Annotated in this window: 20 protein-coding genes, 5 tRNA genes and 3 rRNA genes; 24 read left to right on the forward strand and 4 right to left on the reverse strand. The window is 38.2% G+C overall.

Translation table 11 applies throughout. The annotated features are described in order from the left end of the window. Positions 1–3 precede the first annotated feature (3 nt). Together parC and wecB are read left to right on the forward strand one after the other, a co-directional pair. Positions 4–2,439 carry a DNA topoisomerase IV subunit A gene (gene parC / locus R8495_RS04275; RefSeq protein WP_317636317.1) on the forward strand — a complete coding sequence of 812 codons (2,436 nt, stop codon included), beginning with the start codon at positions 4–6 and terminating at the stop codon, positions 2,437–2,439. Further along, the gene (gene wecB / locus R8495_RS04280; protein ID WP_317636585.1) at positions 2,432–3,574 is read left to right on the forward strand and encodes a non-hydrolyzing UDP-N-acetylglucosamine 2-epimerase; all 1,143 of its coding nucleotides are present in this window, start codon (positions 2,432–2,434) and stop codon (positions 3,572–3,574) included. Before parC ends, wecB begins: the two co-directional genes overlap by 8 nt. On the opposite strand, the gene R8495_RS04285 is transcribed toward wecB, so the two are convergent. Both R8495_RS04285 and R8495_RS04290 read right to left on the reverse strand, forming a co-directional pair. Beyond that, positions 3,546–4,019, reverse strand: coding sequence for a GtrA family protein (locus R8495_RS04285; RefSeq protein ID WP_317636318.1), 474 nt, complete (start codon positions 4,017–4,019; stop codon positions 3,546–3,548). The two genes, wecB and R8495_RS04285, sit on opposite strands and share 29 nt — an antisense overlap. Then, entirely contained in the window at positions 4,003–4,455 is a 453-nt protein-coding gene (locus R8495_RS04290) for a flavodoxin (protein ID WP_317636319.1), read from the reverse strand. The genes R8495_RS04285 and R8495_RS04290 overlap by 17 nt, the downstream gene beginning before the upstream one ends. A gap of 158 nt (positions 4,456–4,613) precedes the next feature. Here R8495_RS04290 and map point away from each other — a divergent pair, with 158 nt between their 5' ends. Beyond that, entirely contained in the window at positions 4,614–5,408 is a 795-nt protein-coding gene (map, locus tag R8495_RS04295) for a type I methionyl aminopeptidase (RefSeq protein WP_317636320.1), read from the forward strand. A gap of 4 nt (positions 5,409–5,412) precedes the next feature. Further along, on the forward strand, positions 5,413–6,267 hold the full coding sequence (locus R8495_RS04300) for a YihY/virulence factor BrkB family protein (protein WP_317636321.1): 855 nt from the start codon (positions 5,413–5,415) through the stop codon (positions 6,265–6,267). On the opposite strand, the gene R8495_RS04305 is transcribed toward R8495_RS04300, so the two are convergent. Then, a complete protein-coding gene (locus R8495_RS04305; RefSeq protein ID WP_317636322.1) occupies positions 6,256–7,236 on the reverse strand; it encodes a hypothetical protein in 981 nt (326 codons plus the stop codon). The genes R8495_RS04300 and R8495_RS04305 overlap by 12 nt on opposite strands. Before the next feature lie 355 nt (positions 7,237–7,591). Here R8495_RS04305 and R8495_RS04310 point away from each other — a divergent pair, with 355 nt between their 5' ends. The 9 genes from R8495_RS04310 (at position 7,592) to R8495_RS04350 (ending at position 14,609) form a co-directional block, all read left to right on the forward strand. Continuing rightward, positions 7,592–9,139 carry a hypothetical protein gene (locus tag R8495_RS04310; RefSeq protein WP_317636323.1) on the forward strand — a complete coding sequence of 516 codons (1,548 nt, stop codon included), beginning with the start codon at positions 7,592–7,594 and terminating at the stop codon, positions 9,137–9,139. A 98-nt stretch (positions 9,140–9,237) separates the two neighbouring features. After that, positions 9,238–9,705 (forward strand): hypothetical protein, encoded by a 468-nt coding sequence (locus R8495_RS04315; RefSeq protein ID WP_317636324.1) that lies wholly within the window; start codon positions 9,238–9,240, stop codon positions 9,703–9,705. A 13-nt stretch (positions 9,706–9,718) separates the two neighbouring features. Beyond that, positions 9,719–10,597 carry a UTP--glucose-1-phosphate uridylyltransferase GalU gene (gene galU, locus R8495_RS04320; RefSeq protein ID WP_317636325.1) on the forward strand — a complete coding sequence of 293 codons (879 nt, stop codon included), beginning with the start codon at positions 9,719–9,721 and terminating at the stop codon, positions 10,595–10,597. Further along, positions 10,598–11,131, forward strand: coding sequence for a hypothetical protein (locus tag R8495_RS04325; RefSeq protein WP_317636326.1), 534 nt, complete (start codon positions 10,598–10,600; stop codon positions 11,129–11,131). Between the two features lie 8 nt (positions 11,132–11,139). Beyond that, the gene (locus tag R8495_RS04330) at positions 11,140–11,457 is read left to right on the forward strand and encodes a hypothetical protein (protein ID WP_317636327.1); all 318 of its coding nucleotides are present in this window, start codon (positions 11,140–11,142) and stop codon (positions 11,455–11,457) included. An 8-nt stretch (positions 11,458–11,465) separates the two neighbouring features. Next, positions 11,466–12,824, forward strand: coding sequence for a bifunctional metallophosphatase/5'-nucleotidase (locus tag R8495_RS04335; protein ID WP_317636328.1), 1,359 nt, complete (start codon positions 11,466–11,468; stop codon positions 12,822–12,824). Further along, positions 12,811–13,152, forward strand: coding sequence for a YutD-like domain-containing protein (locus R8495_RS04340; RefSeq protein ID WP_317636329.1), 342 nt, complete (start codon positions 12,811–12,813; stop codon positions 13,150–13,152). The genes R8495_RS04335 and R8495_RS04340 overlap by 14 nt, the downstream gene beginning before the upstream one ends. A 13-nt stretch (positions 13,153–13,165) precedes the next feature. Continuing rightward, on the forward strand, positions 13,166–13,939 hold the full coding sequence (locus R8495_RS04345) for a TIGR01457 family HAD-type hydrolase (protein WP_317636586.1): 774 nt from the start codon (positions 13,166–13,168) through the stop codon (positions 13,937–13,939). Positions 13,940–13,967: 28 nt separating this feature from the next. Further along, entirely contained in the window at positions 13,968–14,609 is a 642-nt protein-coding gene (locus R8495_RS04350) for a TIGR01906 family membrane protein (RefSeq protein ID WP_317636330.1), read from the forward strand. Here R8495_RS04350 and R8495_RS04355 read toward each other — a convergent pair. Beyond that, positions 14,571–15,557, reverse strand: coding sequence for an NAD(P)/FAD-dependent oxidoreductase (locus R8495_RS04355; protein WP_317636331.1), 987 nt, complete (start codon positions 15,555–15,557; stop codon positions 14,571–14,573). The genes R8495_RS04350 and R8495_RS04355 overlap by 39 nt on opposite strands. 150 nt (positions 15,558–15,707) lie before the next feature. On the opposite strand from R8495_RS04355, the gene R8495_RS04360 reads away from it, so the two are divergent. The 11 genes from R8495_RS04360 (at position 15,708) to R8495_RS04410 (ending at position 23,784) form a co-directional block, all read left to right on the forward strand. Next, positions 15,708–16,121, forward strand: a complete 414-nt coding sequence (locus tag R8495_RS04360; RefSeq protein WP_317636332.1) for a CvfD/Ygs/GSP13 family RNA-binding post-transcriptional regulator — start codon at positions 15,708–15,710, stop codon at positions 16,119–16,121. A gap of 488 nt (positions 16,122–16,609) precedes the next feature. Further along, positions 16,610–18,176 (forward strand): 16S ribosomal RNA (locus R8495_RS04365). Positions 18,177–18,227: 51 nt separating this feature from the next. Further along, positions 18,228–18,300: transfer RNA gene (locus tag R8495_RS04370), tRNA-Ala, on the forward strand. Between the two features lie 181 nt (positions 18,301–18,481). Next, positions 18,482–21,386 (forward strand): 23S ribosomal RNA (locus R8495_RS04375). Positions 21,387–21,441: 55 nt separating this feature from the next. Continuing rightward, a 5S ribosomal RNA gene (rrf, locus tag R8495_RS04380) occupies positions 21,442–21,558 on the forward strand. The 16S, 23S and 5S rRNA genes sit together here with 5 tRNA genes alongside, the layout of an rRNA operon. A 5-nt stretch (positions 21,559–21,563) precedes the next feature. After that, positions 21,564–21,636, forward strand: a tRNA-Asn gene (locus R8495_RS04385). Positions 21,637–21,695: 59 nt separating this feature from the next. Then, positions 21,696–21,767, forward strand: a tRNA-Glu gene (locus tag R8495_RS04390). 4 nt (positions 21,768–21,771) lie between these two features. Beyond that, a tRNA-Thr gene (locus R8495_RS04395) sits at positions 21,772–21,844 on the forward strand. 105 nt (positions 21,845–21,949) lie between these two features. After that, a tRNA-Leu gene (locus R8495_RS04400) sits at positions 21,950–22,035 on the forward strand. Between the two features lie 197 nt (positions 22,036–22,232). Then, positions 22,233–23,354, forward strand: a complete 1,122-nt coding sequence (locus tag R8495_RS04405; protein WP_317636333.1) for a C39 family peptidase — start codon at positions 22,233–22,235, stop codon at positions 23,352–23,354. A gap of 229 nt (positions 23,355–23,583) precedes the next feature. Then, a complete protein-coding gene (locus R8495_RS04410) occupies positions 23,584–23,784 on the forward strand; it encodes a cold-shock protein (RefSeq protein ID WP_317636334.1) in 201 nt (66 codons plus the stop codon). Positions 23,785–23,852 lie beyond the last annotated feature (68 nt).

Here is a 23,852-nt window from a genome sequence, read left to right on the forward strand (position 1 = left end):
TAGTTGGCAGATCGGATCAAAGAGTTACCGTTAGAAAACGTCATTAGTGATCGTTTCGGGCGTTACTCGAAGTATATTATTCAAGAACGGGCCTTGCCGGATGTGCGAGATGGCTTAAAACCAGTCCAACGGCGAATTCTGTATGCAATGTATCAAGATGGTAATACGGCGGACAAGGCTTTTCGCAAGTCAGCGAAATCAGTCGGAAATATCATGGGTAACTATCATCCTCACGGAGATTCATCGATTTATGAGGCGATGGTTAGAATGAGCCAGGATTGGAAAAATCGAGCTCCGTTAATTGAAATGCATGGAAACAATGGATCTATTGACGGTGATCCGCCAGCGGCAATGCGTTACACTGAGGCGCGGTTAAGCAAGATTTCAAATCATCTTTTAGAAGGCATCAACAATGAAACTGTTGATATGATGCTTAATTTCGATGACACACTTTATGAACCAGTGGTCTTGCCAGCAGCTTTTCCTAATCTTTTGGTCAACGGTGCAACGGGAATTTCTGCGGGTTATGCGACTCAAATTCCCCCTCACAATTTGACCGAAGTAATGGAAGCATTAATTTACTTAATCAAAAATCCTGGAGCGACAACTGCCAAACTGATGGAATATGTCAAGGGTCCTGATTTTCCAACTGGCGCCATTGTTCAAGGTAAAGAAGGATTAGTTCAAGCCTATGAAACTGGTCGTGGTCGGGTCATGGTTCGCAGTAAGACTCATATTGATGAAGTTAAAGGCAAAAAGAAAATAATCGTAACCGAGATCCCTTTTGACGTTAATAAAGCTCAATTGATTAAGCGAATTGAAGAATTAAAAGCAGATAAGCGTCTGGAAGGAATTGGTGATATTCGTGATGAATCTGATCGCTTCGGTTTATCTATTTCGATCGATTTGAAGAAAAATGTTAATCCTGATGATATCTTAAATTATCTTTACAAAAACACTGATCTTCAAGTTTCTTATAATTTCAATGTGATTGCAATTGATGAAGGAAAACCAAAACTATTAGGACTTAAGGAGATCTTAAACGCCTATCTTAATCATCGGCGCGAAGTTATCTTAAAGCAAACTAAATTTTTCCTTGACAAAGCACAAAAACGAACTCATATCATCGATGGTTTAATCAAGGCCGTTTCAATTCTTGATGATGTGATCAAAACAATTCGAGCAAGTGAAAATCGACTTGCCGCAATTCAAAATTTGATGGACGCTTATCAATTTACTCAGGCTCAAAGTGAAGCAATTGTTAATTTGCAGCTATATCGCCTTACCAATACAGACATTGTGACACTTGAGAATGAGTTAAAAGAACTCAGAGAAAAAATCGAGGAATATCAAAAGATTCTTTCAAACCCTGAATATTTAGGTCAAGTGATCATTAAAGGCTTTAAAGAAATCATGAAAGAATTTGGGAGTCCAAGATTGACCACCATCGAAGACGAAATTACGCCATTACGGGTTGCCAAAACGGTTATTGTGCCGGATGAAGAGGTTCATGTTGGGGTCACTAAAGATGGTTATTTAAAGCGCTCTTCTCTTAAAAGTGCTCAAGCAAGCGTGGCCGAGCTAAAAGAAGGTGATGAGTTCTTGTTGGAAAAAAATCTCAATACTCATGATGAAATTTACGTCTTTACCAATCAAGGAAATTTGATTTATCGCAAAGTTTTTGAAATTGAAGAAGCTCGGTGGAAAGACCTAGGTACACATTTATCACAATCTGCAGGGTTTGATCCAAAAGAAAAAATACTTTGCGTATTAGCTTTAACTAGTCAAGACACAGATAAAAGAATTGTTGTCGCGACCAATGACGGTTACGTTAAACAAATTTCTCTGAGCGATTTACGCCCCCAAAGTCGTTATTTAAATCGCGCAATCCGGTTTGTTAATTTTAAATCTGATCAAAGCATTGTTACTAATGTAATTGAAATTGTTAATGAATATCAAGAAATTCTGACCGTCACCAAAAAGGGAATGGCGCTGAAATTTAATTTATCTGAAGTACCATTACAAAAAGGGCGCTCAGCTGGTGTGAAGTTAATATCACTGCACCAAGAAGATTCAGTCTGCGGCATTTCAATTTTGCGAGATTCCGATAATTATCTTGGTATCATGCAAGAAGATGGAAAATATAAGAATATTCAATTAGCCGAAATTCCGCTAACTACTCGAGCTAAAAAGGGTGTTAGAATTTTGCGGCAAAATTCAAGTCATGAAATAATTATTTTTGATTTTGTAATTTTAGATGCCGACCGCAGTGCAATGTTTGATGTACAAACACAAAGAGGGGAACATTTTAGTTTTAATCCAGTTGATTTCCCGAAGAGTAGCCGCCAAGCTTTAGGTAAACCCGTGTACAGTGTTCGTGATCATGGTGTAGTTATTAAGCTTACTGAAATTAAGCAAGAGGATGAAAATGATGAATAAAATCAAAATTATGACAGTTTTCGGGACTCGTCCTGAAGCAATTAAAATGGCGCCGCTGATTAAGGAATTAGCTAAAGACCCTGAACATTTTAGTGTAAAAAATATAATTACTGCTCAGCATCGAGAAATGCTTGATCAGGTACTAAATATTTTTCAAATCAAGCCTGATTATGATTTGGATATTATGGAACAAAATCAGACGCTTTCAAAGATCACGACTAAGGTAATCTTGGCATTGGATGAGATTTTTATTAAAGAGAAACCCGATTTAATTTTGGTTCACGGAGATACAACGACTACTTTTGCGGCTGCGTTAAGTGCCTTTTATCATCAAATTGCTATTGGTCACGTTGAAGCAGGCCTTAGAACTTGGGATAAATACTCGCCATTTCCAGAAGAAATGAATCGACAAATGGTTGATGATTTAACTGATCTATATTTTGCGCCAACCGAAAAAAATTATAACAATTTAGTTTCTGAGCACAAAAAAAAGGAGCAAATTTTCATTACTGGTAACACCGGAATTGATGCTCTGAAATACACGGTTAACGATAATTTTGCTTCTTCAGAATTTAAAGGCTTAGACTTCTCAAAAAAAATAATTTTATTAACTGCCCACCGACGTGAAAATCAAGGCGAAAAAATGGAAAAAATGTTTGAAGCAATTCTTTCGGTGGTTAAATCTGATTCTAATTTACAACTCGTTTATCCAGTTCATCGCTCTCCTGCGGTCCAAAAAGCTGCACATGATGTTTTTGATCATGAAAATCAAGTGAAATTGATTAATCCGTTGGATGTAGTTCATTTTCATAATTTGCTGAAAAGAAGTTTCTTAGTGCTTTCAGATTCGGGTGGCATTCAAGAAGAAGCACCGGCTCTTAATAAACCAGTTTTAGTCTTGCGAGATACTACTGAAAGACCGGAAGCTGTTCAAACAGGGGCAATTAAATTGGTGGGGACAGATCCGGCGGTAATCAAAAAAACGATGATTGAATTAATCAATCATCCTGAAGAATATCAGCAAATGGCCGAAGCTAAGAATCCTTATGGAGATGGCGAAGCCTCTCAGAGGATTATTGAAGCGATCAAAGCTCATTTTGGTTTAATTACTGATCGGCCGAAGAATTTTTCTTAGTAAGCCGTTCGTGAATCCGCCGCTCGCTATTATTAAAGATGGCCCGCGACATGAAATAATTGACCAGTCCTAATATGATTTGGTCAATTATTTTTAGAATCAAGGTCTGGTTTGCTTGATTCATTTTTAAAATTGTGGCAAAAATAAACATAAAACTAAGATCCAGCACGTATGTTAAGGTTCGAGAGGAAATAAACGACGAAAATTCAACAAACATTTCATGTAAATTTCCCTTGGGCAGTTTGAAGACGAAAACGCGATTTAAATAATAGCTCAAGACGTTTGCTAGAATGAAAGCAATTGAGTTAGCCACAAGATTAATTAGACGAAGATTGTGATAAAGCAGCTGAAAGATCACAACATTAACTGCGGAAGCAAGAAACCCAAAAAATGAGTAAACTAAAAAAGACCGCAGATTAAAATTTGATTTACTGAGCTTTTTCAAAGGCGGCCACGAGGCTCTTCGTATATTCGATAATGTTTTTTAGATCGTCTTCGTCAACTGCAAGGTCAATTTTGAGATTTTCTGCTCCTTGAGTGGCACCAGCTTTGATAAATTGATTTGCAAAATCATCAACCGCCGTTGCAAATTCCTCATAGTAAGTGTCGCCTGATCCAGCGCAGCCAAAGATTTTCCCTTTTAAATCAAGGGTAGGAAGGTCTTCATAAAAGTCCATTCCTTCTTCGGGAAGATCTCCTTCTCCATAGGTATATGGGCAGACAACGCAGATATCGACGTCTTCAAATTCATCAGCATTCGTGATGGAAATTTCTTTAAGCTCAGAGTCAACATTGAGTCTTTTAAACTCTTCATTGATGATTTCTGCAACCTCTTCATTATTACCAGTGATACTGGCATATACAACTAAAGCACTTGTCATTATTACTCCTTTTTGAATCCAAATTATTATAGATAATTGTACTATAATATATTTCATATGTTTTTTCATCAAATGTTTTTTTAGAATTATTTTCCTTTTAGTTCAAAAAATCTTCATTTCAAATTACAATTAAAGAAAATTAGATAAGGACAGAAAAATTGATTACAATAAAATCAGCGCGAGAAATTGAAGGAATGGCTCAATCAGGTCAGATTTTGGCCGGAGTACACCGCGAGCTAAGAAACATCATTAAACCAGGAATCTCGACTTGGGAGATTGAAGAATTTGCTAGAAAATATATTGAAGGACACGGAGCAGTTGCTTCCCAAATTGGTTTTGATGGCTATAAGTACGCTACTTGTATTAGCGTCAACGATGAAGTTGCTCACGGAATTCCGCGCCGCCAATTATTTTTAAAAAGTGGAGATATCGTAAAAGTAGATATGTGTGTCGATTATTTAGGATATCAAAGTGATTCTTGTTGGTCATACGGAGTAGGCGAGTTAAGTCCTCTACATCAAGAGCTACTGCGAGTAACTAAAAAATCGCTGTATTTAGGAATTGCTCAGTCGGTAATTGGAAATCGAATTGGTGATATTGGCGCGGTGATCGAACGATATACGGAACAAGATCATCATTTTGGAGATGTGAGAGATTTAATTGGTCATGGAATTCAACCTTCAATCCATGAGGATCCAGCCGTTCCCCATTATGGTACCCCCGGTCGCGGGATCCGTTTACGTGAAGGAATGACAATTACGATCGAGCCGATGATTAATACCGGGACTTGGCAAATTAAATCCAGAGAAGTTCCAGCAGATGATTGGACTTATTATGTCAGCCAAGATGGAACTTATTCTGCTCAGTTTGAACACACTATTGCAATTACGAAAGACGGTCCTAAGATTTTGACTTCCCAAGGCGATCCTGAAGACAAGCCGTATTTGCTTTAATTTTATGTTGGTTAAAATAAAAAAGAGCAGTCAGTTTGACCGCTTAAATGCTATAATTAAAAAATTTACAGAATTATTTCAAAGGGCAAATGTGACGGTTTTATCTAAGGCATTTGCCTATTATTTATTGATTTCTTTTTTTCCCTTACTAATTTTTTTAGGAAATCTTTTTTCTTTTTTGAATTTTAATTTAAATTCAATCTATGATTATCTCGTTTTTGCCATTCCGGGCCCGACTGTTCAATTTTTAAGAGGAATCACCAGGTCGCTTAAATATTCGTCAAATTTATTTTTGCTGATTGGCTCTTTTTTTGTCTTTATGTGGGCGATGAGTAGGGTTCTAAATGTGCTTAACCAAGGGATCAACGAGGTTTATGCGACCAGAGTTAAGCAAAATTTTCTTGTTAAGAGGGTTGTTTCTCTTTTTTATACGTTCCTTTTGGTCTTAGTAGTTGTCCTAATCGCATTTACAATGATTTTTGGGGAAATGATTATTAAAATGATTGATCCAATTTTTAAAATTACCCAGCAATACCTTAATCTTTACAATACCTTGAAGTGGCCGGTAGTTTTAACAATTTTGTTGGTGGTATTATTTTTTATTTATTTTTTTATGCCTAACCGTAAACTGCGAATTCGCGATGCTTTACCGGGAACAATTTTTACCTCATCTGGCTGGATTATTTTGTCTCAAGCGTTTCGGATTTATTTAAAATTTTTTGGTCAAAGGTGGGACAGCTACGGCACGATTGGGGCAGTTATTGTCTTTTTACTGTGGCTAAATGCTTTAGGGGAAATGATTATTATTGGTGGGCTCATTAACGGATCAATCATGGAAACTCGTAAATTAAAGTCCTGAATTTTCTAGTTGTCCCTCTGTAAAGTTAGATGGAAATTTCCCTTTGTTATTATGATTAATAATTGGATTAGTATCTGTTGAGTAATAAATTGAAAATTGTCCAAAAACATCATCATATTTGAGCTGATTGAAAAATGCTGGAAAGTACTTTGAACTGAATGCAGAAATTTCAATTTGCCCTTTATAATTAGCGTTTGGGATGTATTTATTTGAGGAGCTTTGGAAAATAATTTGATCCAAAGTAACGTATTGAGTTTTATTTGTTGGGTTAGAAATTTTAAGATCGACGGTGTATTGCGAGTCGTTATCACTACTGAAGTATCCAAACATAAAGTAAACCCCATCACTATTTTCCTGCGTTTGAACAAGTTGATTTTGGCTACTATCTGAATTATCTTTGGCTTCTTGGTTAGCTAAGTCATTGCGATCGCGCTGTTTACCAAAGTTTTTCGCGTAATTTTTCAGCGAATCAAGCCGTTGAGTGGACTTTACCAATTTAACAATATTACCATCAGACATAATTCCTATAAGCTCACCATCGTTGATGGAAAAGAGAAACTGTTTTGGATCACTATCTCTTAATGGATAATTAAAAGCTTGTCCCCGAGCTCGAACATCATAAGGGAGGTTAGCCTTTAACTGTTTCTGGCTGTTATATTTAGCTTCAACAAGCGAGCTAGTTTTGCTTTGAACAATGTTGCCGTTTAATTCAGTGGTTGCTGAATAAACGGTTATTTTATTGGGCACTTGGCTAGTTGTTTTTTGGTTAGAGTTAATTTGCTCATCTTTTTCAATCATCGTCCCATCGCTTTTAAAATAAATCGTAACATTGTGAGTTACGATAGGGTCCTTCTCGCTTTTTGAAATTACCTTGTAAACTGCAGAGTAAGTTTTTCCCGCGAAGAAATTAGTAGGTTCATTTTTCTTTTTAGGTGAGCTGATGACAACTTTGGATTTGTTGACACTCATTCGTCCTAAGAAAAACGATGCAAAAAGGATTATTAAAATAATAACAGTGATCTCAATTAAATTAATCAACTCTTTGGAATTTAGCTTTTTTTGGTTTGTTTTCTGCCTCATGAAGTAATTTTAACAAATAATAAAGGCCTTGAAGTTCAGAATTCTTTAAATTTTAGATGATTTTTTATATAATTAAAGAGCACAGCTGCTTTTTTAGCTTCATTGAAGCTGCCAAAAATTGATTTTTTTCATTTAATTAATGGTTGCTTAACTGAAATTAATTAATGTAAATAAGTTGTCTTAGGAGTATGATCTAAAGATGTAGAAGTTTAATTTTACATCTTACCTGGAGGTAATGTTGAAGTTGAACCGTAAATTTATGATTTTTATTTTGAGCTTTTGTTCTTTAGGGTGCTCTTTTACTTCAGTTGACGCTTTTTCTGAAGAACAGAATCACCAGATTTCAGTTTTCCAAAGTGAATACCGTAATTTAGACCGCACTCGCTACAATTACAAGAATATTTATTCCCAAAAGCCGATTTTCTCTATTTCACCGGTTATTGGTGCTGATACCAACTCGTATTTAAGAAGTTACGATCAAACTTACAATTTTGTTCGTTCTCTTTTTGGGCTTTCCGGTATTCCGCAAAATGAATTTGACAATCAAAAAGCTTTAATTGGATCTTATGACATGGCTTCCGTTCCCAAAAAAGATGGCAGTAATATTCAACATGGGCTTGAAGGCGTTGTTAAGCCGCCCTATTTGGATAACTATGTTTGGAAACAAGGTGCAGATGCAACTCGTGCTGGTAATATTGCGAATATTGTCCCAACTGGTTTTTCTAATTATTCTGAGCAAACCGTTTGGGATGATGTGTTGGGGTTTGTTGTTGATAATAATAATTATGATGTAAATAGCGTTGGTCATCGAGATTGGATGTTATCTCAAGCACTAAAAAGTTATGGGGTTGGCACAATATATACCGATGTTTCTGATCCTAATACGGTGGTTAGTAACGGAAATGAGAATCTTGCTTTGGGGTATCAGGTTTTTTACTGGGGTGGCGGATATGATGGTGATTACAATAGCAATCTCATTGAGCCCCTGACCTATCCAGCACCTAATCTCTTTCCAATCGAACTAATGAATAGCAGCAATCCTTTAAAGCCAGTTTGTTGGAGTGTGGGATTTAGTAAGGCTTCAGTAGTTGACAAGAATAATAAGCCAACGATTACCATCAAAAATTTAAAAACTGGGCAAGAATCTTCAGTAGATCACAAAAATATTTTCTATGAATCTCAATATGGTGGTTATGAGACGGTTTACTCCTTTATTCCCCGGGGAATTGAGCTTAAAACTGATGAAATATATCAAATCAATTTCACTAATTTAAATTTAAAAACTGCTGAAAATGAGTCAATCAACAATTATTCTTATCAGGTGAGCTTTTTCAGTCTGAATAGTAAACAAAATGAGGATGATTACTCAAATGCCGGACGCAGTGTTTACGTTAATTACCAGCCGAATTATGGAGTGCGAATTTATCAAGAGCCTGGTGGAAAACCGACCGATACGTTTGCTTTTCATGGAACTAGTTGGTTGATTATTCAACAAAAACAAGATGAACATGGCCGAGTTTGGACTCAAATTGGTACTAATCAATGGATTCCCAACGATTACTTGGTTACTGTAAGCTACGATCAAACACCAGTTGGCAAGGTCAAATATGTTCCAGGATACGGAATTAATCTTTGGCAAGGGTATGCTAATAACAAAATTTTCACTGGTAGAAGAGTTATGGATGGAACTAAGTGGAAAGTTTTTAAAAAGGCAATTGTTGGAGATACATACTGGTTTAATCTTGGGGGGAATCTTTGGGTAGACGGACAATACATGACTATAGAGGCTTAGTTTCGAATTATTAACGAATCTTTAGAATTTTTGGTCGTTTTTAAGTTTATAATTATGTTAGTCTTCCTTTAGATATTTAAAGTTAGGACGTTTAAGAGATGAGTGGAGAAATTCAATTTTTGCCTTACGGTAAAAATCCTGAATTAATTAAAAATATAAAAAGTAATTTTCTGAGTATTAAATGTGAACCGAAAGAAGAAAAACAAAATCAGAGTTTACTTGAGGTTTGTAATCGGGAAATCTTTTTAGGTGATAAATTTCGATGTGTTGACTTAATTAGAGAAGTCAGATCCCCGGTCGGAGTTAAACTGAATTTTAATCAAATTGATCGACTAATTGAACAAAGAGTAATCAAAGTCACTGGTGTTAATGAGAATCTTTTGAAATGTGGAGCTTATGCCTTCACTTTTGAATATTATTCTCACAAAAAAGGAGCAATCCTTTTTGTTAAGGATGTGAACTACAAAAATTCAGGACCAGAACAAGTTGATTTGCGAAAAAGTGTTTCAAATAAGTTAGATCTTACTAAGTATTACCATTATACTAATATTTTGGGCTCTAAATAATAAGGAGAATTTAATGAAAGTAAAAAAAGCTATCATTCCAGCGGCTGGTTTAGCAACCCGCTTTTTGCCTGTTACTAAAGCACAGGCGAAGGAAATGTTACCGATTGTCGATAAACCAACGATTCAGTTTATTGTTGAAGAAGCAAGAGCGTCTGGTATTGAAGATATTTTAATTGTTGAAGGGAAGCAAAAAAGATCGATTGAAGATCATTTTGATTCAGCACCAGAACTAGAGTTTAAATTAAAAGAAGATCATAAAAATGATCTCCTTAAGCTAGTTCAGTCGATCACTGATATCGGTGTAAACATGTTTTATGTCCGTCAACCTTATCCCAACGGTTTAGGTGCTGCGGTTTCTCTTGCAAAATCTTTTATTGGCAATGAGCCTTTTGTGGTAATGCTTGGAGACGATTTGATGAATGATAAGGTTCCGTTGACGCAACAATTGATTGATGCTTATGACGATACTCATGCTTCAACGATTGCTGTAATGCAGGTTCCGCACTCCGAAGTTTCTAAATATGGAGTAATTGATCCGATTAAAGAAGTAAAAAAAGATCTCTATAGTGTCAAAACTTTTGTAGAGAAACCGGCGGTAGATAAAGCACCGTCTGACTTTGCTATTATTGGTCGGTATCTCTTAACACCGGAGATTTTTGATTATCTAGCAAAGACCAAGCCGGGTAAGGGGGGAGAAATTCAGTTAACTGACGCAATTGATAGTTTAAATCAAACTCAGCGTGTTTTTGCTCGTGTGTTTAGAGGCGAACGTCATGATGTAGGTAACAAATTTGGCTTCCTTAAAACCAATATTGAATATGGTTTACAGCATCCGGAAGTTAAAGATGAACTAAAAAAATATTTAATCGAATTAAGCAAAAAGTTAAAATAAATGTCAAATGATCAGATTAAGTCGAGGAAAATAGCTAACTTAGCAATTTTTTTGATTTTTTTAACGGTTGTCTACGGAATTTTTATTCACGATCTTTTACCGGTTCGATGGCAAGGATTTGTGGATTTTTTTTTCTATCTTGTCTTATTGGGTAGCGTTTTTATCTTGGTAGGAGGACTTTATCGACGACATTTTTTGTATTTAGATTTAACTGAAAAGACGATCGAAAAGATGAGTCATGCAGAATTTGTAAAAATGGTTGCCCATCTTTGTCGCTGTATGGGTTATGAGAAAGTTAAAGAGCAGTCGGATTCTTTTTTTGACATATCTTATGAGTATCAAGGTAAAAAAGATGTGATCTTTTGTTATCATAAAAAAAAGCTCACGACCATTCCGATCATTAAAAATGCAAGGGTAATTTTAATTACCGATTACCATTTAGAATCTTATGAATTAGATCAGCTAGCAGGAAGCCACTGGAAGTTGATTGAGCATGATGAATTATTACGCTTACTTAATGAATATTTAGTTTAGGAGTTGTCGTGAAACGCGGATATCAAATTTTTGACTTAATAGAAGAAATCACTTTACTAGATGGAACGTCCTATTTTGAAATTGCCAATATTTTTCTTAATGGGATTGCTGAGCATGCTTTTAATAAAGGGTTAATAAAGAATGTTAGGATTGTTAAACTCAATATTCCTCATTCAAAAGACATTGAACTTTACGAAAAATTTGTCAATGAGCAGGAGGTAATTCCTGATTACGGGTTAACTCAGTGGCAAATTTGGAATAAGGAAGATCCAAAAATCAAAAGTATTTATGACAGAATTTTAAAATCTAACGGCGTTATTGGGTAAATATTACAATGGAAACATTTCATATCATTCATACCAATGATTTTCATTCTCATTTTGAGTATTTACCGGCAGTTAAGCGAATAATTTTAGAAAAAAGGGAAAATTATCAACGAGATCATGAGAGTTACCTTTTAATTGATGATGGAGATAATTTAGATCGTTCTCATCCTTTGACTGAAGCAACGATGGGAGTGGCTAATGTAAATTATTTGAATGATTTGCATTTTGATGCGGTTACGATCGGTAACAATGAAGGTTTAGGGATGAATCCAGCTGAATTGACAAGGATTTATCAGAAATCTCACTTTAAAATCATTGAGGGGAATGTTTTTGAAAAGAACACAAAGAAGTTGCCAAATTTTGCAAGACGAGATTATATTTTTCGAATAGGAAATTTAAAAATTGGAATCTTTGGCTACACTGCTTTTTTTAATTCGTATTTGTTTAATGGATGGAATGCTGTTTCGTATGAACAACTTATTGCGTCAGAAGTAGAGAAATTAAGGCCACAAGTCGATGTGTTGATCCTTTTATCTCACCTTGGAATCAAGGTCGATGAGTCTATTGCTGATCAATGCCCTTTGATCGATGTAATCATTGGAAGTCATACTCATCATTTGCTTCCTCATGGTGAAATCCGAAATGGGGTGCTTTTAGCCGCAGCAGGGAAATTTTTTGAAAATACAGGTTTTATTGATTTGACTTTAGAAAACCGAAGAATTCTTAAAAAATCTGCTTATACAGTTCCTTCAGAGGTTTTACCTAAAGATATTCTGCAAAATGATATATTATCGAAAAAAGGGGACCAGATTATGGAGCAAGAGTTGGTTATAGAAAATTCTCCAGGGTTTGGTTTTAGCAATTTTGAAAAATCTGATTTAAGTGAGCTATTTGTTCTGGCGCTAAGAAACTATACAGGATGTAAATATGTTATTTTAAATGCTGGGTTATTTTTGAACGGTTTGCCAAAAGGTAAAGTTACTTACCGCGAAGTATTTCATGCTTTGCCTCACCCAATTCATCCAATTATAGTTAAACTTACGGGTGTTCAATTGCGAAGTTTTATTACCGAAATAGAAAATACTAGAAATTTTTTAACAAAATATCCACTGAAAGGAGTTAGTTTTCGCGGCCGAATTTTTGGCTCAATGCTTTATTATGGTATTGAAGTTGACGGTTCTAACGCATTTTTTAATCACAGAAAAATAGTCGATGATCAGGTTTATTCAATTGTGGTCCCGGATAATTTTCGCTACTTGAAATACTTTCCTTCGATTGAGCAGGCAAGCAAAATAAAACCTTTTTATGGAAAATTTTTACGAGAAGTATTACGTGATTATTTAAAAAACAGCTATGGAAGAAAATAAAAACACTAAATATGACTTTATCGAATCACATGTTAGGCATCGAGGCAAGTCATTTGTTTCCATTGATAGAAATTTTTATCTAATAGTAGATAATTATAAAAATAGTTTAGATTTAGATTCGTTAAAATCTCGTTACACAATTTTTTTTGCCAAATTTGATTATATATTTGGTGACTGGAGTAATGATCAATTAAGATTAACAGGCTTCTATGAAAAAGCAGGTAAGAATAAGTTTAAATCAATTGCAACTTGCGAAGATTTTTTGAATGAATTTTGTACTTTTGATTGTCCTTATTTTTTGTTGAAAAAAATAGTTGGCGGGCTTTAATATGTGTGATGAAATGAGGTACCAAGGCTATTTGATTGATTTGGACGGGACGATTTATCGTGGAAAAGAAAAAATTCCTTCGGCCGTAAAGTTTATTAAGGATTTATTCGAAAATCATCTTAAATTTCGTTTGGTGACCAACAATACAACTAGAACTCCTGAGGCTATTGTTGATTTCTTGCATGTTTATCATCAGATTGACGTCGAATTATCAAATATTTATACAGCTTCGAAGGCAACGGCCGAATACATTGCTAGAAACAAAACGGTTACTTGCCCCCATGTTTACGTAATTGGTGAGAATGGCTTGAAAACAGAATTGGCTAATTATGGTTTTATTTACGATGAACTAGATCCAGATTATGTTGTTGTTGGGTTGGATTCGGATGTAACTTATCATAAATTGGAAATTGCGGCCTTGGCAATTGAGAAAGGGGCAATTTTTATTGGAACTAATCCTGACCGAGCCATTCCTAAGGAAGTTGGTTTGGTACCCAGTGCGGGTGCACTTATCGGTTTATTACAAATAGCAACGAAGGTTGATCCAGTTATAATTGGAAAACCTCAAACGATTATGTTGGACTTAATTTCTGAAGATTTAAATGTAGCCAAAGAGAATTTAGTTTTGTTTGGTGATAATTATGATACTGATATTTTAGGCGGAATAAATTTTGGGATTGATACAGCACTTGTTTTGACAGGAGTAACAAAAAGAGAAGATTTAAAAAGTGTAGATAAATTGCCTAAATTCATTTTAGATAGTCTTGAGGAGTGGCATTTTGCTTGAACGTTTTCGCTTATTTAGTAGGGGATTATTGATTTTTTTAACCACTTTAACAGCAGTCATTTTTATCACAGTTGCATCTTCACCATTGGTTTTTAGATCGCTTATTTCGCCGTTACATTTAGTGAAAATTAGCGGATTGAATGTTTCAACTTTAATGAAAAACTATTTAGTGGTTGTTAATTATTTGCTCAATCCATTTAATAATCATCTTGTTTTTCCAAATTTTATCCAATCTTCAGCGGGTTTGCGTCATTTTTTTGAAGTCAAACAACTGATATTGGTAAATAATGTTGTTTTTCTTTGCGGTTTAATTTGTTCATTTTTTGTTTTCCGATCAGCTAGTCGAAGTAAATACTGGTTAACGCTTAAAAGATCATTGCTTTTTTTGATAGTCATTCCTTTTGTTTTGATTTTTTTGATGTTTGCGACAGATTTTAATCAATTTTTTGTTGAGTTTCATATGATTCTTTTTCGTAATTCAGATTGGATTTTTGATCCCATGAGAGATCCGATTATTAATATTTTGCCTGAAGAATTTTTTGAAGTTGAGTTTATTTTTTTCTTTGTCTTATGGGTCTTAGTTTTACTGATAATGAATATTTTGATTAATCGCCAAATAAAAAAAGAATTGTCATTGAACAATTCCATGGATATTTCGATTACTCGTTAACGAATAGTCTTCAATTGCACTATTAACTGCGATAGGAACCTCACCAAAACCGTTGGCGAGGATTTTTTGTTTGTAGGGATAAATAGTTGCGTCGCCAATTGCATAAATTCCAGGTCGGCTCGTTTCCATTTTTTGATTAACAGTGATTAAATTTCGTTCAAGTTCAACACCCCAGTTTTGCTGAATTCGATTATTTGCTTTAAATCCATAGCTTACAATCAGTCGATCGGCATTAATTATTTCTTTAATTTCAGACTCTCGAGCTTTCTGAAGGTTTATTTTTAACTTACCGTTTTCTTCATTCAACGCAGAAATAACATAGGGGGTCATTATCTTGACGGGAGAATTTTTAATTTTAGCCATATTGGACTCCAGAGCACGAAAACCTTCACGGCGATGAATAATTGTAAGATGTTCAGCGTGATTTAATAGTTGTAAAGCAGTATCAATTGCTCCATCACCTCCGCCAGCAATTGCAACATTGAGACCTTGATAGGAACGTGGATCTCTTACATAGTAGGAGATAAATTTATTTTCAGTCGTTTCATCAATTAAAAGAGGCAATTTTCGGGGCTCGAATGGTCCAATTCCAGTAGCAATAATAATTGTTTTACTGTACGTCGTTGTTTTGTCAGTTTCAATTTCGAAGACTCCTTCGGAGTAATTGATCGTATCAACTGTATTGTTGAGTAAGACGTTAACAGGAAACCCATTAAGTTGCTTATCTAAACGTTCGATAAAATCAGTTGCTTTAATTTGAGCAAATCCGGGAACGTTAATCATTTCTTTTTCCGGATAAAGTGCAGCTAGTTGGCCGCCAAGCTTGCCTAATGATTCAATTAACTGAACTTTTAAGGTTCTCAAGCCAGCATAATAAGCTGCAAACATGCCAATCGGTCCACCACCAATGATGATTACGTCATAAATATTTCTGTTCTTTATTTGCATTAGATTATTCCCAGTAGCTCTTAATTTTAATAAGAGTTATTCAATATCCTTTCTTTTGTTTATAATATTTATACCCGCTGATCAGCTTTTGGGCGATAATTGAATGTATCATAGCATAAAATAAAGAAACAGGATTAGGAGTTTACTTCATTGGAAAGAAAATTAAAAGTTGGTGATATCGTTTATGGGACGGTCTCAGGAATTCAAAGATATGGAGTTTTTGTTGAATTAGATCATGGGTATCAAGGACTTATCCATATTTCAGAGGCGAAAAATGGATATGTCAAAAACTTACATCAAATCGTTCATGTTGGAGATCGAGTACGTGTAATGATAATCGACATCAACGAATATAATCAAAAAATTTCTTTATCTTTAAGGGTTCTTGAACAAAAAAACAAAAGTTCAATCTTGAGTGGGAATCGTCCAAAAAATTTAAATAAAGAATCCAGAAAGAAAACTTTCTTTACAAACCATCGATCAAATATAGGATTCTCAACTATCAAGAATGAGTTACCTTATTGGATTGAAGAGGCGAAAGAGAAAATATCCAAGAAAAAATAGATCATTATTAAATTCGGTATTTACATTTTGAATTAGAGTGCGTATAATAGTTTTTGTCCTTGAGAGAGATAACCGATGTTTTTGCGGCCGAAAAAAGGAAAAAGGTCAAAAAAGCGGTCAACGAAGAAGAACGAAAAAAGGTTGAAAAAAAAGAGTTGACAGAGGTTGTTAAACGAGGTAATATATAAAAGTTGTCGCGAGCGAGCGAAGAGTTGAAAGAAGCTAGTAGCGGTGAGGGATGACGGAACATTTGCTCTTTGGAAACTGAACAAGTCAAGCTCAGAAGTGAGATGAAAATCTTTTTGAGAATACCAGGAGGTAGAGATACCGAGAAGGTAGAGAAGAGAGAAGTAGTTAAACTTCGAACCCCTGTTGAGGAGATCAACAGCGAGAGAGACTCGAAAAACCGACGAGAGGGTCGTAAAACCACAAAGGATAACGAGAATTATTGAAAAGCCAGTAAGGTTTAAGATAATGAGTTAGAGAAATCAAATGAGAGTTTGATCCTGGCTCAGGACGAACGCTGGCGGCGTGCCTAATACATGCAAGTCGAGCGAGGGAAGCAGAGGAAACCTTCGGGTGGAATCAGTGGAACTAGCGGCGGATGGGTGAGTAACACGTAGGTAACCTACCGAATAGACGGGGATACCATTTGGAAACAAGTGCTAATACCGGATAGAGCAGATAATCGCATGATTAACTGAGGAAAGGGCGGCTTTAAGCTGTCGCTAATCGATGGACCTGCGGCGTATTAGCTAGTTGGGGAGGTAAAGGCTCACCAAGGCGATGATACGTAGCCGACCTGAGAGGGTAAACGGCCACATTGGGACTGAGACACGGCCCAAACTCCTACGGGAGGCAGCAGTAGGGAATTTTCCACAATGGACGAAAGTCTGATGGAGCAACGCCGCGTGAGTGAAGAAGGTTTTCGGATTGTAAAGCTCTGTTGTTAAAGAAGAAGGGTGAGTAGAGTAACTGCTATTCACTTGACGGTATTTAACGAGGAAGTCACGGCTAACTACGTGCCAGCAGCCGCGGTAATACGTAGGTGGCGAGCGTTGTCCGGAATTATTGGGCGTAAAGGGAGCGCAGGCGGTTTAATAAGTCTGATGTGAAAGGTCATAGCTCAACTATGGACGTGCATCAGAAACTGTTAGACTTGAGTACTAGAGAGGTCAGTGGAACTCCATGTGTAGCGGTGAAATGCGTAGATATATGGAAGAACATCAGTGGCGAAGGCGGCTGACTGGCTAGTAACTGACGCTGAGGCTCGAAAGCGTGGGGAGCGAACAGGATTAGATACCCTGGTAGTCCACGCCGTAAACGATGAATACTAAGTGTTGGAGGGTTTCCGCCCTTCAGTGCTGCAGCAAACGCAATAAGTATTCCGCCTGAGTAGTACGACCGCAAGGTTGAAACTCAAAGGAATTGACGGGGGCCCGCACAAGCGGTGGAGCATGTGGTTTAATTCGAAGCAACGCGAAGAACCTTACCAGGTCTTGACATCTCCTGAGGTACTAAGAGATTAGTATGTTCCCTTCGGGGACAGGAAGACAGGTGGTGCATGGTTGTCGTCAGCTCGTGTCGTGAGATGTTGGGTTAAGTCCCGCAACGAGCGCAACCCTTATTTTTAGTTGCCAGCAGTAAGATGGGCACTCTAAAGAGACTGCCGCAGATAATGCGGAGGAAGGTGGGGATGACGTCAAATCATCATGCCCCTTATGACCTGGGCTACACACGTGCTACAATGGATGGTACAACGAGTTGCGAACTCGCGAGAGTAAGCTAATCTCTGAAAGCCATTCTCAGTTCGGACTGTAGGCTGCAACTCGCCTACACGAAGTCGGAATCGCTAGTAATCGCGGATCAGCATGCCGCGGTGAATACGTTCCCGGGCCTTGTACACACCGCCCGTCACACCATGAGAGTTTGAGACACCCGAAGCCGGTGAGGCAACCTTTTCGGAGGAGCCAGCTGTCGAAGGTGGAGCAGATGATTAGGGTGAAGTCGTAACAAGGTAGCCGTAGGAGAACCTGCGGCTGGATCACCTCCTTTCTAAGGAAAAAGGAAAGCTTGACTTGTTTAGTTTTGAGAGAGCGAAGTGTTGGGGGATTAGCTCAGTTGGGAGAGCGCCTGCTTTGCACGCAGGAGGTCAGCGGTTCGAACCCGCTATCCTCCATTGACCGGGAGTAGAAGAAGTACGAGAGTATGGAAGCTAAAGAAGGTCAGTGAGACTTGGAGATTGAAAACTGAATATCTACTAAAAGTTGATAGTTGAGAGACTATTAGCTGATAAAGAAGCCACATTGCGCGTTAAGAAGAAGTCCGAGAGGATGGAAACGAGACGAAAAAGAGTCAAAGGTTAAGAAGAAAAGGCGCACGGTGGATGCCTAAGCACCAGGAGCCGATGAAGGACGGAACGAACACCGAAATTCCGCGGGGAGCTGTAAGTAAGCTATAATCCGCGGGTATCCGAATGGGGAAACCCAGATATCTGGAAAGGTATCTACTTAATACTGTAAAGGTATTAAGGGGGAACGTGGGGAACTGAAACATCTAAGTACCCACAGGAAGAGAAAGAAAGATCGATTTTCTTAGTAGCGGCGAGCGAAAAGGAAAGAGCCCAAACCAGCAGTTTACTGTTGGGGTTGTAGGACTGCCATTAAGGTTGGAATAACTAGTTGAAGTTGCGTGGGAAAGCACACGATAGAGGGTAAGAGTCCCGTAAACGAAAGTTAAGAAGAGTGAGGCAGGATCCTGAGTAAGGCGGGGCACGTGAAACCCCGTTTGAAGCAGGGAGGACCATCTCCCAAGGCTAAATACTACCTGGTGACTGATAGAGAAACAGTACCGTGAGGGAAAGGTGAAAAGAACCCCGGAAGGGGAGTGAAATAGATACTGAAACCGTGTGCTGACAAGTAGTCAGAGGCCGTTAAAGGCTGATGGCGTGCTTTTTGTAGAATGAGCCGGCGAGTTATGTTTACGTGCAAGGTTAAGTTGAGAAGACGGAGCCGAAGCGAAAGCGAGTCTGAAAAGGGCGCGAGTACGTAGATATAGACCCGAAACCAAGTGACCTACCCATGACCAGGTTGAAGGTAAGGTAAAACTTACTGGAGGACCGAACCCACGTATGTTGAAAAATGCGGGGATGAGTTGTGGGTAGCGGTGAAATTCCAATCGAACTTGGAGATAGCTGGTTCTCTCCGAAATAGCTTTAGGGCTAGCCTGGAGGAAAGTATAGTGGAGGTAGAGCTCTGTTTGGACTAGGGGCCAGTCAATGGTTACTGAATCCAGATAAACTGCGAATACTGCTATAAAACACCTCTGGAGTCAGACAGTGAGTGATAAGATCCATTGTCGAAAGGGAAACAGCCCAGATCACCAGTTAAGGTCCCAAAATACATGCTAAGTGGAAAAGGAAGTGGGGTTGTAGAGACAACTAGGATGTTGGCTTAGAAGCAGCCATCATTAAAAGAGTGCGTAATAGCTCACTAGTCGAGTGACCCTGCGCCGAAAATGTACCGGGGCTAAGCATGATACCGAAACTGTGGATGTGCATGAAGAATGTACGTGGTAGGAGAGCGTCCTATATGCGGAGAAGCTGTATCGTGAGGAGCAGTGGAGCGTATAGGAGTGAGAATGCCGGCATAAGTAGCGAGAAATAGGTGAGAATCCTATTCACCGAAAGACTAAGGTTTCCTGGGGAAGGTTCGTCCGCCCAGGGTTAGTCGGGACCTAAGGAGAAGCCGAGAGGCGTATCTAATGGACAGCAGGTTGATATTCCTGCACTATATATGACTGATTGAGCGAAGGAGTGACGCAGGAGGATAAGTACGCATGCTGATGGAAATGCATGTCTAAGTATCGAGTCAGGGAAAGAGAGAAAAGCTTTTTTCTGATAATGGTGAGATACGAATGGGAGCGAAATAAAGTAGCGAAGGTACAGATTTCACACTGCCGAGAAAAGCTTCTAGTGAGGGAGTATATACCCGTACCGCAAACCGACACAGGTAGTTGAGGAGAGTATCCTAAGGTGAGCGAGAGAACTCTTGTTAAGGAACTCGGCAAAATGACCCCGTAACTTCGGGAGAAGGGGTGCTGATTAAGAGATTGATCAGCCGCAGTGAAAAGGCCCAAACAACTGTTTATCAAAAACACAGGTCTCTGCTAAATCGTAAGATGAAGTATAGGGGCTGACGCCTGCCCAGTGCTGGAAGGTTAAGGGGAGCTGTTAGGAGCAATCCGAAGCAGTGAACTGAAGCCCCAGTGAACGGCGGCCGTAACTATAACGGTCCTAAGGTAGCGAAATTCCTTGTCGGGTAAGTTCCGACCCGCACGAAAGGCGTAATGATTTGGGCACTGTCTCAACAAGAGACTCGGTGAATTTATAATACCCGTGAAGATGCGGGTTACCCGCGACAGGACGGAAAGACCCCATGGAGCTTTACTGCAGCTTGATATTGAACATTTGTGTAATTTGTACAGGATAGGTAGGAGTCAATGAAACTTGGACGTCAGTTTGAGTAGAGACGCTGGTGGGATACTACCCTGATTAGATGAGTGTTCTAACCTACTACGAGAGATAGAGGGACAGTGTCTGGCAGGCAGTTTGACTGGGGCGGTCGCCTCCTAAAGAGTAACGGAGGCGCCCAAAGGTTCCCTCAGAATGGTTGGAAATCATTCGCAGAGTGCAAAGGCAAAAGGGAGCTTGACTGTGAGACCTACAAGTCGAACAGGGAGGAAACTCGGGCTTAGTGATCCGGTGGTACCGCATGGAAGGGCCATCGCTCAACGGACAAAAGCTACCCTGGGGATAACAGGCTTATCTCCCCCAAGAGTTCACATCGACGGGGAGGTTTGGCACCTCGATGTCGGCTCATCGCATCCTGGGGCTGGAGTTGGTCCCAAGGGTTGGGCTGTTCGCCCATTAAAGCGGTACGCGAGCTGGGTTCAGAACGTCGTGAGACAGTTCGGTCCCTATCCGTCGCGGGCGTAGGAAATTTGAGAGGATTTGTCCTTAGTACGAGAGGACCGGGATGAACATACCGCTGGTGAACCAGTTGTCTTGCCAAAGGCATAGCTGGGTAGCTAAGTATGGAATAGATAATCGCTGAAAGCATCTAAGTGAGAAACTAACCTCAAGATGAGATTTCCCATACCGTAAGGTAGTAAGACTCCTCTAAGAAGAAGAGGTAGATAGGCTGGGAGTGGAAGTACGGCGACGTATGAAGCGGACCAGTACTAATAAGTCGAGGTCTTAACCGGGACGAGAGTAATGTGGTGAAGTAGATATTTAGTTTTGAGTGTCGAAGGACACGAGTGTGGTGGCGAAAGCAAGAAGGAAACACCTGTTCCCATTCCGAACACAGAAGTAAAGCTTCTTAACGCCGAGAGTAGTTGGTGCGTAAGTGCCTGCGAGGGTAGGAAGCTGCCACACTTTATTCCGGTTTAGCTCAGTTGGTAGAGCGCTTGACTGTTAATCAAGATGTCGCCAGTTCGAGTCTGGCAACCGGAGTATATTCTCTAACTATTCAGTTAGATGTTTCTATCGGTAATTAGTTACCGATTAGTTATGACCCGTTGGTCAAGTGGTTAAGACACCGCCCTTTCACGGCGGTAACATGGGTTCAAATCCCGTACGGGTCATCGGGCCGACTTAGCTCAGTTGGTAGAGCATCGGTATCGTAAACCGGCGGTCAGAGGTTCGAATCCTCTAGTCGGCATGGTTAACTCTAGTTTTTCTAGAGTTTTTTATTTCTAGGTTTTAAAGTTTTGATTGACATTAGTGCTATTTGATTTTATATTATTAAATGTATTACTTTAATGATGCGGGTATGGCGGAACTGGTAGACGCGCAGGATTAAGGATCCTGTGAGAGTTAAATCTCATGGAAGTTCGAGTCTTCTTGCCCGCACTTTTTAAATCAGGAACTGATAGTTAATTCTATCGGTTTTTTGTTTTGCGAGAGATTTCAAATTGACTAGTTGTAATCTCTTTTTTAATTTTATTATAATTAATTATATTTTGTTGTTTTTAATCATTAATTAAGAAAAATGTTTTTTATTTGATTAATTAGTATAATCTACTAGATTAAAGTTTTAGGAGGAAGATATGGATAACAAGAAATCAAAGAAAATTTTAAGTGCTTTGATGCTTTTTGTTCTAAGTTTAATGATGTTTGTCACAACAGGTCGTCAACGAGTTTTAGCTGATGATGTAGCTTTTGTTGGTCAAGTATCTTATGTTAAGGGCTATAGTATTAGAGTTTACCAAGTAAATGGTACAGGAGTTGCTTCGACTGATAAGCTACTTTTGGATGGAACACTTTGGAAGGTATTTGGCAGTCAAGATATTAATGGTGTCCAATACTATAATGTTGGTGGTAACCAATGGGTCCAAGCTCAATATATTAAGAAGTATATTGCTCCTGAAATTCCTAGTTGGGATGGAAAGAGTTATGTAACTGTTGGATATGAACCTGGTTATGGAATTGCTGTTTATCAAGCTCCAGGGTTTGGTAATACTTTAGTTTCAGGCTTGTATCTACAAAATGGGACAACATGGAAGGTTGTTGGACAAAGACAAGTAGATGGTAAAACTTGGTATGAAGTTGGGACTAACCAATGGGTTCCTGCTGATAATGTTGTACCAGGTCAAATTAATGCGACGAGTGTTAAATTAAGCGTTCCTTACATCAGCCAGTACACACCGGTTTATGCTCCGTGGGGATGTGCTGGAACAGCTATGGCAATGTTAATTGATTATGAAGGACCAATTGTTGACCTTCGTACGGTTCAAGATAATTTACCTATGTATCCAACGCCTGGAGGACAGAAGGGAAATGTTTATACTGGTGTTGGTTTTGGTTATGTGATTAATTCGATTGCTTTAACTAATTATGCACATCGATGGAACAATAATGTTAGAAATGTTACTGGGGCTAATACAGAAACAATTAAAAATTTAGTTTTAACTGGTCATCCAGTGTTGTATTATGGCTATTCATCATACCAAACTGATACAAACCGTAATCATTGTAAAGTGATTGTAGGTTACGATAACGGCAACTTTTTGATTCACGATCCACTTTATTTTTCAGCAAATGATGGCGCAGGCTCAGGCGGAACTAGAAAATTAGGTTATAACAATGGTTATGATAACGGTGCTATATATTGGTCTAATTTGAGCAAATTTAACCATGAGTACGCTGGATCTGCAATGACAATCAAGTAAGTTATATGCCACAAAACAGGCTAATTTGCTTTGCTTTTTCGGTGCCACTGAAGAGAATACAGAATATATTTTGCCACAAATTTAAAAACATTATTTAAAGATAGTTGCTTTTATTTTGAAATCTGGTAAAATAATAGTTGTATTTTTTCAAAGGGTAGTGGTTCGAATAGTTTTATACTTTCCCCATGGTACCTGTGATAGATGCAATTTTTTAGTGGAAGGAAAGTCAATGGAACACGGAACTGTAAAATGGTTTAATCCTGAAAAGGGTTATGGTTTCTTAACAAGAGAAAATGGCGACGATGTATTCGTACATTTCTCATCCATTCAGGGAGATGGTTTTAAAACCCTTTCTGAAGGCGAAGCTGTAACTTTTGATATTGAGGATTCAGATCGCGGACCACAAGCTGTTAACGTAAATAAAGGTTAATTGTTTGTTTAAGAAAATAAGCTCGACTTCACTTTGTGAATGTCGGGCTTTTTTTGGGCTCTATAATA

It is taken from the genome of Xylocopilactobacillus apicola, assembly GCF_033095985.1.
GTDB classification, from domain to species: domain Bacteria; phylum Bacillota; class Bacilli; order Lactobacillales; family Lactobacillaceae; genus Xylocopilactobacillus; species Xylocopilactobacillus apicola.